This is a genomic window from Hallella colorans (genome assembly GCF_003096815.1).
In the GTDB taxonomy this organism is placed as follows: domain Bacteria; phylum Bacteroidota; class Bacteroidia; order Bacteroidales; family Bacteroidaceae; genus Prevotella; species Prevotella colorans.
Map to the genome: position 1 here is coordinate 1 of NZ_QENY01000034.1, position 13,793 is coordinate 13,793.

The following is a 13,793-nucleotide window of genomic DNA, read 5'->3' on the forward strand; positions in this document are numbered from 1 at the left end:
TCCTTCATTTTGCCTCCAATTTTCTCGACAACGATAACTCCGATATTGCCAGATGGATATTTCTTTTTGCGGACAAACATAGTTAAAATATCTTTGTGTCACCCAATATTAGGTGACACAAAGATACAAAATATTGTTTATCAACCAGTTATAAAATGTATATTTTTTGAGTGACGAAGTCAGGAGGGTTTTTGTTAGATATTTTCCGATTAATAAAAAGTCCACATTGTCAATACTTATGTGTAGACAAAGCGTCTTTTCACGCTCATTTTCCAAATATTGAAACATGCTGATACACTACGCTATCATGGTGACAAATCAATGTGGACGGGTTCTAAAAAGATGGCAATCGTCATGGAGTTTACAAAGCCTTCACTACTAAAAAAATAAAGTCAGTGGTGTGTGTCCCTATTGGCATTCTCAACGTGGCGCCGCATAGGGTAGGGCGATGACGATACAATTTAAGCGTTTTAGGCTTGTCGCATAGTTCCTGCGGCATGAAGAAGGTTTTTGACAATTTCTCCACCTATGATTAATCCGGCAGCCGCCGGCACAAAGGCGTTACTTGCCGGGACTGGTCTTGTATTTGACATGTTGGCCGAGTCGAAAGCGTTGTTAAGAGAACAGGAACGTTCGCAGTGTGCCAACTGGCCAACTGGCTTAAGCGGTTGTTCCTCGCTGAAAACCACTTTGAGATGAAAAATGCCTAACTTACGCATTTTCTTGCGCAGTATTTTAGCTATTGGGTCCATCTTGGTCTTGCTGATATCTGTGACGCGAAACCCTGTGGGGTCCAACTTGTTAGCGGCTCCCATTGCACAGATAAGGGGCGTTTGCAACTCGTGACAACGCCTGATTAGCTCCAATTTGGCCGAGACCGTGTCGATACAATCGGCTACATAATCGTATTGGGCAAGGTCCACGTCGTCCGCATTTTGAGACGTGTAAAACATTTGACGCGCCCGAACTGTGCAGTCGGGGTTGATGTCGCGAACACGCTCGACCATGACCTCCACTTTATATTTGCCAACCGTTGAATTGAGGGCACACAGTTGGCGGTTGATATTGGTGACGTCCACTCGGTCGTTGTCGAATATATCTATGGCGCCTACGCCACTACGGGCCAACACTTCTACCACATAGCTGCCCACACCGCCAACGCCAAACACAGCGACATGGGCGTCGGCAAGCGTTCTCATGGCTGGCTCGCCTAATAAAAGTTGGGTACGCGAAAATTGGTTTTGCATTTCTTACTGTTATTTTGGCCTGCAAAGGTAACAATTTCCACACATTTATGTATCTTGGAGCTTGTTAATCTTTTCTGTCTATATAATTTTAACAGGTCGACAATAATCTTTACCTTTGCAGTCTCCAAGAAAGGGTAGAGATGGAAAAAGAATTTGAAGACTATTGGAACTTGCACAGAGCAAGGCTCATCAGGCGCTGTCCGACGTCACTGAAAGATGAACGTCAAAATTCGAGCAAAATGAACACGGCGGGAGATTGGTTGCTGTTTATAGTGCCCGTGGTGGCAATGATACTGTTTATAAATCATGGCTTTATCAAAAACGAGATGATCAACCTCGTTGTCACACTGGTTATTGGCATCATCATCTATGTCTTGTCCGATATGCTGAAGCCGTATGTCACCGGAAAACGGAATGTCGTTGACATTGACAAGGATATAAAACGGCATTTCTACCAAATATACAAAGAAAAGGGATTGAAAGCCCTTGACGATCAAAATACATAATAGCGTGTCCTCGCCTCGGCCGTCGGTTTTTAAACTCATTTGTATAAAACTTCAAAATTATTTGTTATCTTTGCATTACTGCATTACTAACCAAATACAAAGAGCAATGGATTTCAAAGACGCAATTTTGCAGCTGTCTGAAAAGATAGTTAAGCAAAAAGAAATGGTGGCAACGGAAGAAGCGACCAAGACTGCATTTATACTACCAATGATTAACGCACTTGGATATGATGTATTCGACCCAACCGAGGTTGTTCCAGAGATGGACTGCGACCTCATAAAGGTTAAAGGGGAAAAGATAGATTACGCCATACTAAAAGACGGAAATCCAATCATGCTAATAGAGTGCAAGGATTCAAAACAGGTCTTGGACCTACACTCTACACAACTGCAAAAATACTTCGTTGCAAGCAAGTCACGCTTTGGCGTGCTAACAAATGGTGTTGAGTGGCGTTTCTACACGGATATAGACAAGCAAAACATCATGGATATAAAACCTTTCCTTGTCGTGAGTATGTTGGACTTGTCAAATGACGATATAGAGCAGCTTAAAAAGTTCCATAAGGCATATTATAACGAACAGGAGATTATTAGTACAGCCAATGAACTGAAATACATGACAGAGATAAAAGCAATCGTTCAAAAAGAAATATCAAATCCATCTCCTCTTTTTGTTAAATACTTCGCAAAACAAGTGTGTTCAGGGTGCGTGTGGCAATCTGTAATAGACCAATTCACTCCATTCGTCAAGCAAGCCTTTTCGAGCGTGATAAATGACATTATACAAGATAGACTGAACTCGGCTATCAAGAATGAAGAACAGAATACAGAAACGCTTACAACAAACAAAACTGATCTGGAAGATAGCGAAATAGTAACTACACAAGAAGAGCTTGATGCCTTTGAAATCGTGAAAGCAATCCTTTCAGAAAAATACGATATCTCAGATATTTACTATAAGGACTTTAAGACGTACTTTTTGATATACTATGCCAAAGAGCCATATTGGTGGATATGTAGGCTTTCATTGAAACGATACTCAAAATCTATAATTTTTCCAGACAAAGAGCATAGTGGAAACTATGAGAAAGTGGAACTCTCAAGTATAAATGAGCTCTACGATCTGAGGGATAAATTATGGGAGGCTATGAGATTACAGGTTGAAAGAAAAGATGAATGGGACAAAAAACACAAATAAATATCAAATGAACAAGTTATTTATTCTATTACTGGGAACAATTTTTGCTTCCTGCAACAACTCTTATAAAGACAGAGCTAACAATCTCATAGCTGCTTCAGATAGATACCATACAATAGGTGCAGTCGATAGACTTGATAGCGTTATTTCATACAAAGAACCTTTTATGATGCGATGTTCTGCTTTACAAATGCTATGGTATGCTGATTCTGTAATGAAAGCTAATAAGTATCATGTAACAAAAGAGCAAGATAAAGAATTCCGTTCAAACGCAGATATGATAAACAAGTTGAGAATAGAAGCTGCACAGAAAGAACTTGAACTTGAATTGTCTGGAATAAAAGAAACTTTTGTCGGATATTCTGCTACAAAGAAAACATCCAATGGAAAAGCCATCATTTATTTTGATGATGAAATAAAGCGAATTCTTGGAGTAGAATATGATTGTAAAGAATGATAGAGGCGGTTGTTACACCGCCTTTATTCCTCTTCCAACATCTTATAGGCTTGATGGTACTTTTTTAGCCTTTCTATATCTTTGTCCGTAAGCTCATTCAGCCTCGTGATGTCCATGTTGTCTTTGAGGTCAGCTATCTTCACCCTGCGACCAACGGGATTAGCCTTGCTGCGCTGAATGAAGTCAAAATAGTCTTCGCCTTTATTTCGAGAGACAGATAGAACGGCGTCCACGATGTATGTCGGAAATCCCTGCGTGAGCAGATATTCGGCGGTGATATCGCCATCTTCTATCGTGTCGTGTAAAAGCGCTACTATCTTGCTGTCATCGTCCTGGCATAACTTCTCGACACGAAGCGGATGTCCTATGTATGGCTTCCCTCCCTTATCAACTTGTGTTTTGTGCACTTCGGTGGCTATCTGCATAGCCTTGTCTCTAAGTTCATCGAAATTCATCATCATAGTCTATTCAAAATTAAGGTCCAATTTCATTCCAAGAGATTTCATTTCATCCAGTTCCTTCTTTATTTCTTTCTCTTGCTTATTCTGTGGAGTTCGTTCACCACTCCATAGCTTGGAGTATATCAAATCCAAATCAAGATCGGGAGAATTTACATATTCCTCGTAACTCTTATATTTATGTCCTTCTGCATCTATATACACAGAGATTTATTTTATGGGTTGACGGATAAATGGTCGGTCAAGACAGCGGTTAGCTGTTGCGGATAGACGTTAAACCCACATCAGGTCGCTCATAATGGTGTTGCTGATGTTTATGCCAGCCATTGATAGGTGCAAACTGTTATCTTCCAACACAAGCAGTCCTCTGGAAATGTAATCCTTGCCGGCTTCTAACAGGTAGTTTTTGTATCGAGGCGCCAGAGCGTCGAGGTTTATCCCCTCTCTTGTTCGTAAAGCCGTGGTAACAAGATCGTTATATTTTGTTTCTTCGTCTAATCGCTCTATTTCCATGGGCAAAATGCCTTTCTCTATTGAGTCGATATATCTACGTATGTCTGATACGTTCCAGCTACGCGTGCTTTGGTCATAGGAATGGGCTGCCGCACCTATTCCTATATATGGTATGCCATGCCAATAGGCGGAGTTGTGCTTGCTTCTGAAACCAAGTTTGGCAAAATTGCTAATCTCGTAATGCTCATATCCTGCCGATGTGAGCGCTCTCACAAGTTTGTCATACATTGCCAAGCTCAAATTCTCGTCAATCTCTTTGACCTTGTTGGCTTGCCACAGCTTATAAAGAGGCGTGCCTTCCTCGTACATCAATCCATAGGCCGAGATGTGCTCTACGTCCAACTTGAGCGCACGCCGGAGATCTTGCTCCCAGTCGGTCATGGTCTCGTCAGGGAACCCAAACATCAGGTCTATGCTGATATTGTTTATGCCCTGTTGCCGCAAATGTGTCACGGCTTGTTCCACTTCGGTCGCGGTGTGACGGCGACAGAGAAAACGCAGGCGAACGTCTGAAAACGATTGAGCACCCATGCTCACCCTGTTGACGGGTAAATGATTGAACGTCTGCTCATTAATGTCGTCAGGGTTGCACTCCACGGTTATCTCTGCGTTGGTGTCAACCGTATATGTGCGGAAAATGTGGTCAAACAGTTTGACAAAGTTCTTGTATGACAATTGACTGGGAGTGCCACCTCCAAAATAAATCGTTGATATATTGGGCCGTTCTGGCCTGATAGTCATTTCCTGGCAAATTGAATTTACATATTTGTCTTGTAAGCCAACATTGGTGGTGGAATAAAAACCACAGTAAATGCAGCGGCTTGCGCAAAAAGGTATATGAATGTAAAGTCCTGCCATAAATTAATCTTTTGTAATGTAAAAGTACTAATTTGTTTTAAAATAATTCACATTTCCCTTTATTTTTTTTGAAGTATATTCGATTTTTCTTATCTTTAACAACGATTTGGAGATTAACCCTCCCAACCTGAATGAAATGAACTTATTTTACTAACACTTTAAATCTTTTGATATGAGAGTATATCAGACTAACGAAATTAAAAACATCGCGTTGCTTGGCAGTGCGGGTAGCGGCAAGACCACACTTGCCGAGAGTATGCTATACGAAGCGGGTATCATTAAGCGTCGTGGTACGGTGGAGGGTAAAAACACCGTGAGTGATTACTTCCCCGTTGAGCTTGAATATGGATATTCTGTCTTCCCAACTGTATTCCACGTGGAGTGGAACAACAAAAAGCTAAATATCATAGACTGCCCAGGATCTGACGATTTTGTCGGTGGAGCCATTACCTCATTAAACGTGACTGACCAAGCTGTAATAGTGATTAATGGCCAACACGGTCCAGAAGTAGGCACACAAAACAATTTCAGATATGCCGAGAAGCTGAGAAAACCGGTAATCTTTCTCATCAACCAATTGGATTCAGAGAAGTGCGATTTTGACAATATCATCAATACAATGAAGGATATTTATGGTTCAAAATGTGTACAAATACAGTATCCTTTACAAACCGGTCCTAATTTTAACAGCCTTATTGATGTGCTGATCATGAAGAAACTTACATGGGGTCCCAATGGCGGTGAGCCCAAACGCGAGGACATCCCAGCTGAGGAGATGGACAAAGCAATGGAGCTTCACAAAGCACTTGTCGAGGCAGCGGCCGAGAATGATGAGGCATTGATGGAAAAATTCTTTGAAAATGACACGCTATCCGAGGACGAAATGCGTGAGGGAATACGTAAGGGATTGGTGGCGTGTGGCATATATCCCGTGTTCTGCGTGTCAGCCCTACGTGATATGGGCGTGCAAAGATTGATGGAATTTTTGGGCAATGTAGTGCCATTTGTAAGCGAAATGCCCAAGGTTCGCAACTCGCGAGGTGAGGAAGTGGAAACCAAAAGTGAAGGTCCGGGAAGCCTGTATTTCTTTAAAACCGGCATGGAGCCACACATTGGTGAGGTGTCTTATTTTAAGGTGATGAGTGGAACGGTAAAGGTTGGAGACGACCTTACCAATGCCAACCGAGGCTCCAAAGAGCGCATAGGGCAAATCTACGCATGTGCGGGGGCTAACCGTATAGCCGTGGACCAACTGAACGCAGGCGATATTGGTTGTACTGTGAAATTGAAAGATGTAAAGACAGGCAACACACTGAATAGTAAAGACGTTGATTTCCATTTTGACTTTATCAAATATCCCAACTCCAAATACAGTCGAGCTATCAAGACAGAAAATGCGCAAGACATGGAGAAGCTAATGACCGCACTGCTAAAGATGCATCAGGAAGACCCCACATGGGTAGTGGAGCAGAGCAAAGAGCTGCGGCAGACAATCGTGCATGGACAAGGAGAATTTCATCTTCGCACCTTGAAATGGCGATTGGAGAACAACGAAAAACTCTCTATTACCTTTAGCGAGCCGAAGATACCATATCGAGAAACCATTACCAAGAAGGCCAAAGCAGAATACCGACACAAAAAGCAGAGTGGAGGAGCAGGCCAGTTTGGCGAGGTGCATTTGATAGTGGAACCTTATGCTGAGGGTATGCCCGATCCTACCAACTATAGTTTTGGTGGACAAGAATATAAAATGAACATTAAGTCGAAAGAGGAGAAAGACCTTCCATGGGGAGGCAAGTTGGTGTTCATCAACTCTGTTGTCGGTGGAGCAATAGACCTTCGTTTCATGCCGGCCATACTTAAAGGTGTGATGGATTGCATGGAGCGCGGGCCATTGACCGGCAGCTACGCTCGCGATGTCAGGGTAGTGGTATTTGATGGTAAGATGCACCCCGTTGACTCTAATGAGCTCTCGTTCACGCTCGCTGCCCGCCATGCGTTCTCTGACGCATTCAAGGAAGCAGGACCAAAAATTCTTGAACCTATCTATGATCTTGAGGTATATGTGCCATCCGACTACATGGGCGACGTGATGAGCGACCTCCAAGGCCGAAGGGCTATTATCATGGGCATGGACGCTGAGGCTGGATATCAAAAGTTGTCAGCCAAGATACCTTTGAAAGAATTGGCCAACTACAGTGTAGCTCTAAGCTCGTTAACGGGGGGAAGAGCCAGTTTCAGCACCAAGTTTGCCAGTTACGAGCTTGTTCCTAACGACTTGCAGCAAAAATTAATAGCTGATCACGAGGCGGAAATGGCAGCAGAAGAAGATTAGCCATTAATTAAACGCCATTATCGTCTATCCCTCACATTATCTTTTATAGATTTGTGAGGGATATTTAATTGCATATAGTCAACTAATAATATAATATTTTGTTAATATTAATAAAATTACCAATAATAATTAACAACTAACTGTTAATCTTTTAAGCAAAACCTTATCTTTGTAAATATGAAGAAAAGTACGATATGGATTGTAGCCATTGTGATGGGGGTGGCCTTTGTCATACTATTAGGACTCCAACTCACATACATCCAAGAGATGGCTAATATGAAGAAGGAACAGTTTGACGAGAGCGTGAATCGTGCACTTTATCAGGCATCGCGCAACTTGGAACTGAACGAAACATTGCGCTATTTGGAAAAGGATGTCAATGAGACCGAGCGCCGCTCTACCAACAAGAAGGATGTGTCAGCAAGCCGTGATCAGACTCAATATGGAGAGGCTCTATCATCCCAGCAACCCTCCATGTCAGGAAAAAACAGTAAAGGCTATTCTTCGTTTGAACTGAAAATATTGGCTTCTAAGCCGGGAAACATGCCCAAAGCCATGATTTTAAGGACAGACAAAAACTCAAACAATGCTGCCAGCAAGTCTCTGCAAGAAATTGTAAAAAACAGATACGTATATCAGAAAGCATTACTCGATGAGGTGGTCATCAATATGTTGTACTCAGCGTCTGACAAGCCTTTAAAAGAGCGAGTTAATTTTAAAATACTCGACCAAGACCTGAAAGCAGAATTGATGAACAATGGCATTAATATACCCTATCATTTCAAGGTATGCACACAAGATGGCCGAGAAGTGTATCGTTGCCCTGAATACTCAGACGAGGGAGATGAGTTTACTTACAACCAAGTGCTTTTCCGCAATGATCCCGCCTCAAGAATGGGAGTGGTCAAGGTGCATTTTCCCGACATCAACAGTTATATTTATTCCAATGTCAGGTTCATGATACCCAGCGTGGTATTCACGTTCATATTGCTGATCACATTTATATTCACCATCGTCGTGGTGTTCCGCCAAAAACGGTACAGTGAAATCAAAAACGATTTCATCAACAATATGACGCACGAACTTAAAACACCGATAGCCAGTATATCCTTGGCCGCACAAATGTTTAATGATGAGACCGTGACCAAAAACGAGAAAATGACCAAGCATTTGGTAAATGTCATTACCGAGGAGAGTAAGCGATTGCGGTTTTTGGTGGAGAAAGTGTTGCAAATGTCAATGTTCGACCGAAAGAAAGCGTCGTTCAAAAAGAAGCATCTTGACCTCAATGAGCTTATTGAGACAGCTGCCAACTCTTTCTCACTGCGAGTTGAGCATACTGGTGGTAAAATATATTTAGATATTGGCGCGGTTTCATCGGGCATGTATGTAGACGAGGTTCACTTCCAAAACGTAATCTTCAACCTGATGGATAACGCGGTAAAATACAGAAAACCAGACAAACCACTGAATGTGTATCTCAAGACATGGAATGATGACCAATATTTATACTTCTCGGTCAAAGATACCGGGATGGGTATGAAAAAAGAGAGCTTAAAGAAAATTTTTGATAGATTTTATCGCGTTCACACAGGCAATGTTCACGATGTTAAAGGTTTTGGGCTGGGATTGGCCTATGTCAAGAAGGTAGTAGACTTGCACGACGGCGTGATAAAAGTTGAGAGCGAGTATGGTCGTGGCACCAAGTTTACGATTAAACTTCCAGTGATAAAAGATTGAAATATTATTAATTATATAAAACTATAAAGTTATGGACGAAAAAATTAAAATTTTACTTTGCGAGGATGATGAAAACTTAGGTACATTGTTGTGCGAGTATTTGATAGCCAAAGGTTATGACGCCGTGCTCTGTCCAGACGGCGAGGCCGGTTTCAGAGAGTTTACAAAAGACAAGTTTGACATGTGCGTACTCGATGTGATGATGCCCAAAAAAGATGGATTCTCTTTGGCACAAGACATACGGCAAATCAATTCTCAAGTGCCCATCATTTTCCTCACAGCGCGGGTGCAGAAAGAAGACGTGCTCGAAGGCTTCGACAAAGGCGCAGACGACTATATCACTAAGCCGTTCTCCATGGAAGAATTGGTCAAGCGTGTGGAAGCTATCCTGCGTCGCGTTCGTGGCAAAAAGAACAAGGAAAGCACAAGATACAATATCGGACGATATACGTTTGACACGCAGAAACAGTTGCTAACAATCGGTGACAAGCAAACCAAACTCACGACAAAAGAGAACGAGTTGCTATCACTGCTGTGCTCGCATGCCAATGAAATACTAAAACGAAACGACGCGTTACGTACCATCTGGATAGATGACAACTACTTCAACGCTCGATCGATGGATGTGTATATCACCAAACTGCGCAAGCACCTGAAGGATGACGAGCAAGTGGAAATAATTAATATTCATGGTCAAGGCTATAAACTGATTATTCCGGACGAGGAATAATAACATCTATCTCCATTGTTTTCGCATACTTTACATATTTGATAAAACATGTCGAAAACATTGGACAATACATCTCCCAAGTTTTGCATATTCGCAAGCAAGCCACGCTTCGCTCACGAATATGCAAAATTTATGTTTTTTATATAATTGGCTATGCAACAGTTTTTTATGAATATTTTTTGCTCTATGCTATATTGCATGAGTAAAAAGAACATTCACTTTCATTGATATAGTAGACCAAATCCATAAAGTTGCTTACACTCGGATCATTAGCCACACAAGCCAACATAGCCCTTTTTTCTTTATACGTTCAGCCAATTTTTTATCGTGAGAAAAGCCAAACAAGAAGCATTACTACATATTATATACGCAAGGAAAACCAATTAGGAAATTAGTAAAAGATGGAAAGTAATGCGCACAAACCCCATTGCATTGAGATGCACTTTGTATTGGGACCTTACTTGTTATTTTATTTGCTTAGAAATTTGTTTTTTGCTCTTACTAATATGATTTTGCTATCTTATAAACGTGTTTTTTTATAAAATTCGATCAAATCTATAAATTTTACAAATATTTTTTTTGATAATTCCAAAAAAACATTTAAGTTTGTACCGAAAACAAAAATCATAATGGATTTCAAACATAACAAAGTTGCCCATTTCGTTCACAATGCCTTCTATTTTTATGTAGATGGTTTTAAGAATATGACATTAGGCAAAACCCTGTGGACGGTTATACTAATCAAGCTCTTTATTATGTTTGCCATTCTCAAAGTCTTTTTCTTCCCAAATTTTATAAAGGAAAATTCAGAAAAGGGGCACGAATCAGATTTTGTCTCTTCACAAATCCTTAATCGCCAATAACATGATTTTAAAATCTATACTATAATCAATATGTTAAATCTTTTATTAGACATTACCAATGCGACCGTAGACTGGTCAAGAGCCCAGTTTGCGCTGACTGCGATTTACCACTGGCTGTTTGTCCCACTCACATTGGGATTGGCAGTTATTATGGGAATTGCCGAGACTTGTTATTATCGTACTCATAATGTTTTCTGGAAAGACGTGGCTCGTTTTTGGCAGAAACTGTTTGGCGTGAATTTCGCTATGGGTATCGCTACAGGTATCATTCTTGAGTTTGAGTTTGGTACCAACTGGAGTAATTACTCTTGGATGGTGGGCGACATATTTGGCGCCCCGCTGGCCATTGAGGGTATCGTGGCATTCTTTATGGAAGCAACTTTTGTGGCTGTGATGTTCTTTGGTTGGGACAAAGTGTCACGTGGGTTCCACTTGGCAGCCACATGGCTCACCGGATTAGGCGCCACTATTTCTGCTTGGTGGATTTTAGTGGCCAATTCATGGATGCAATATCCGGTTGGGCAAGAGTTTAACGCATCTACCATGCGTTTTGAGATGACCTCATTTACAGATGTTGCTTTCTCGCCGTTTGCAATTGATAAATTCTGCCACACCGTCACCTCAGCGTGGATTGTGGGCGCTGTCTTTGCTGCTGGCGTGTGCTGCTGGTATCTATTAAAGAACCGCGAACACAAATTAGCAACCGAAAGCATGAAGATTGCTGGCATAGTAGGTTTGGTAGCTTCGTTACTCGCCGTAGTGACAGGAGATAACTCCGGCTACATGGTTGCCAAGGTACAGCCAATGAAGTTGGCTGCAATGGAGGCACTATACAATGGTGGTGAGAGCCAAAGCTTGACGATTATATCAGGCGTGCATCCGTTCAAACAGCCAGATTATGTTAACGAGAAAGAGCCACCTTATCGCTTGGCCATCCCCAACGGATTGTCTTTGCTGGCTACACGCTCCATGAATGGCTACGTGCCTGGTATCAACGATTTGATAAACGGCTATACCAAGCCTGACGGAACAAGAGAGCCTTCTTATCAAGAAAAAATAGAAAGTGGCAAAAAGGCCATCGTAGCCTTGCAGGCTTATCGTAAGGCAACCGCAGGCATGAAGACCGGTGATCCGCTGACACAAGAAGCTAAATCACAACTTAGCGTATTGAAAGCTAACATCCATAACTTCGGATATGGTTACATCAAAGATGTTCATGATTTGGTTCCATCTATTCCTTTGACTTTCTACGCATTTCGCGTAATGGTTGGTATGGGAGTGATATTTATCTTGTTTTTTGCCGTCTTGTTGTTCCTTGTTTACAAAAAGGAGATCAAAAACTTCCGTTGGATACATTGGACAGGACTGATACTCATACCATTAGCGTACATTGCCAGTGAGGCAGGATGGATAGTGGCCGAGATGGGACGCCAGCCTTGGACCATCCAAGACATGCTTCCGATAGATGTAGCCGTATCTAACGTTCCTGCAACCAGTGTTGCAATAACTTTCTTTATTTTCTTGATATTGTTCACAACAATGCTCATCGTAGAGATTTCCATCCTATGCAAGCAAATCAAGAAAGGTCCTGAATATAGCGAAATCGTTTATAAAAACTAATTAGCCATGTCATACGAATTCTTACAATCATATTGGTGGTTTGTTGTTTCACTGATGGCCGCCTTCTTAGTGTTCTTCCTTTTTGTGCAGGGAGCAAATTCCATGATATTCGAACTGGGTAAGAACCCCGAAGAACGTCGTTTGGTTATCAACTCCACTGGGCGCAAATGGGAGTTCACATTCACCACGTTGGTAACGTTTGGAGCCTCTTTCTTTGCCTCTTTCCCTCTATTTTACAGCACCAGTTTTGGTGGTGCCTATTGGGTTTGGATGCTCATTTTGTTCTCTTTCGTGCTTCAAGCTGTAAGCTATGAGTTCCAGAATAAATTAGGCAACTTCCTTGGGCCAAAGACATTTCAGATTTGTCTTATCATTAATGGTATCGTTGGCCCACTGCTTATTGGAGGAGCCGTAGCGACATTCTTCAATGGAAGTAATTTTGTCATAGAGAAATCCAACATGTTCTCATCTGTACAGCCGGTCATAAGTCATTGGGCTAACGCCAGTGGCGGACTTGATGTACTGCTCGACCTTTGGGCTGTACTGTTTGGCGTGGCAGTATTTTTCCTTGCGCGCATACTTGGTATTCTCTATATTAACAATAATATCAATGACGCTGCCATACGTGAACGCATTCCGCGTACTTTGTTATACAACACGATAATTTTCCTCGTGACGTTTCTGACATTCTTCATTCGTACTTTGCTCAAAGACGGATATGCCGTTGATCCAGCCACAGGAACCATCTTCATGGAACCGTACAAGTACTTCAACAACCTCATTCAAATGTGGCCATTGGCTGTCATTCTGCTTGTGGGCGTAGTGCTGCTGTTGTTTGGAATAGGTAAGACCATTTTTGTAAAAAATTATATCAAGGGTATTTGGCCTGCCGCTATTGGCGTGATGATGGTTGTTCTCGTGCTGTTCCTCATAGTAGGTTGGAACGACACCGCGTTTTATCCATCAAATGTTGACATCCAGTACTCGTTGACCATTCGCAATAGTTGTAGCAGTGAGACCACGCTAAGAGCCATGGCATACGTTTCATTACTTATACCGGTTATCGTGGCTTATGGCTCGTACGCATGGTGGTCTATTGACAAGAAAAAGATAGATCGCGACGAGATTAAAAAGTCTGAATCGTATTAATGCACGAATAGCTATATAAAAGATTATTGCTGTCCGGTAAAACTTTATTAAACAAAATAATTTAGGGCTGACACTTCTCACGAGGTGTCAGCCCTTTTGGTTATCTTTGTTTTTACTAA

General features: G+C 41.7%; 12 protein-coding genes. 9 read left to right on the forward strand and 3 right to left on the reverse strand.

Annotated elements, in window-relative coordinates:
* Nucleotides 1–470: 470 nt before the first annotated feature.
* Nucleotides 471–1,247 (reverse strand): tRNA threonylcarbamoyladenosine dehydratase, encoded by a 777-nt coding sequence (locus tag C7379_RS11975; protein ID WP_116617481.1) that lies wholly within the window; start codon nucleotides 1,245–1,247, stop codon nucleotides 471–473.
* A gap of 140 nt (nucleotides 1,248–1,387) precedes the next feature.
* On the opposite strand from C7379_RS11975, the gene C7379_RS11980 reads away from it, so the two are divergent.
* From C7379_RS11980 to C7379_RS11990, 3 genes are all read left to right on the forward strand, one after another.
* On the forward strand, nucleotides 1,388–1,753 hold the full coding sequence (locus tag C7379_RS11980) for a hypothetical protein (RefSeq protein WP_116617482.1): 366 nt from the start codon (nucleotides 1,388–1,390) through the stop codon (nucleotides 1,751–1,753).
* 106 nt (nucleotides 1,754–1,859) lie between these two features.
* Nucleotides 1,860–2,951, forward strand: a complete 1,092-nt coding sequence (locus C7379_RS11985; RefSeq protein ID WP_116617483.1) for a type I restriction endonuclease — start codon at nucleotides 1,860–1,862, stop codon at nucleotides 2,949–2,951.
* 7 nt (nucleotides 2,952–2,958) lie between these two features.
* The gene (locus C7379_RS11990; protein ID WP_133241900.1) at nucleotides 2,959–3,408 is read left to right on the forward strand and encodes a hypothetical protein; all 450 of its coding nucleotides are present in this window, start codon (nucleotides 2,959–2,961) and stop codon (nucleotides 3,406–3,408) included.
* 23 nt (nucleotides 3,409–3,431) lie between these two features.
* On the opposite strand, the gene C7379_RS11995 is transcribed toward C7379_RS11990, so the two are convergent.
* Both C7379_RS11995 and hemW read right to left on the reverse strand, forming a co-directional pair.
* Entirely contained in the window at nucleotides 3,432–3,869 is a 438-nt protein-coding gene (locus tag C7379_RS11995) for a phosphohydrolase (protein WP_336469928.1), read from the reverse strand.
* A gap of 270 nt (nucleotides 3,870–4,139) precedes the next feature.
* Complete coding sequence (gene hemW / locus C7379_RS12005) at nucleotides 4,140–5,237, reverse strand: radical SAM family heme chaperone HemW (RefSeq protein WP_116617486.1); 1,098 nt, start codon at nucleotides 5,235–5,237, stop codon at nucleotides 4,140–4,142.
* Between the two features lie 172 nt (nucleotides 5,238–5,409).
* Here hemW and C7379_RS12010 point away from each other — a divergent pair, with 172 nt between their 5' ends.
* From C7379_RS12010 to C7379_RS12035, 6 genes are all read left to right on the forward strand, one after another.
* A complete protein-coding gene (locus C7379_RS12010; RefSeq protein WP_116617487.1) occupies nucleotides 5,410–7,572 on the forward strand; it encodes an elongation factor G in 2,163 nt (720 codons plus the stop codon).
* 177 nt (nucleotides 7,573–7,749) lie between these two features.
* Nucleotides 7,750–9,312 (forward strand): sensor histidine kinase, encoded by a 1,563-nt coding sequence (locus C7379_RS12015; RefSeq protein WP_116617488.1) that lies wholly within the window; start codon nucleotides 7,750–7,752, stop codon nucleotides 9,310–9,312.
* Between the two features lie 31 nt (nucleotides 9,313–9,343).
* On the forward strand, nucleotides 9,344–10,042 hold the full coding sequence (gene rprY, locus C7379_RS12020) for a response regulator transcription factor RprY (protein ID WP_116617489.1): 699 nt from the start codon (nucleotides 9,344–9,346) through the stop codon (nucleotides 10,040–10,042).
* Between the two features lie 629 nt (nucleotides 10,043–10,671).
* On the forward strand, nucleotides 10,672–10,905 hold the full coding sequence (locus tag C7379_RS12025; RefSeq protein ID WP_116617490.1) for a DUF4492 domain-containing protein: 234 nt from the start codon (nucleotides 10,672–10,674) through the stop codon (nucleotides 10,903–10,905).
* A 30-nt stretch (nucleotides 10,906–10,935) separates the two neighbouring features.
* On the forward strand, nucleotides 10,936–12,525 hold the full coding sequence (locus tag C7379_RS12030; RefSeq protein WP_116617491.1) for a cytochrome ubiquinol oxidase subunit I: 1,590 nt from the start codon (nucleotides 10,936–10,938) through the stop codon (nucleotides 12,523–12,525).
* A gap of 6 nt (nucleotides 12,526–12,531) precedes the next feature.
* On the forward strand, nucleotides 12,532–13,674 hold the full coding sequence (locus C7379_RS12035) for a cytochrome d ubiquinol oxidase subunit II (RefSeq protein ID WP_116617492.1): 1,143 nt from the start codon (nucleotides 12,532–12,534) through the stop codon (nucleotides 13,672–13,674).
* Nucleotides 13,675–13,793 lie beyond the last annotated feature (119 nt).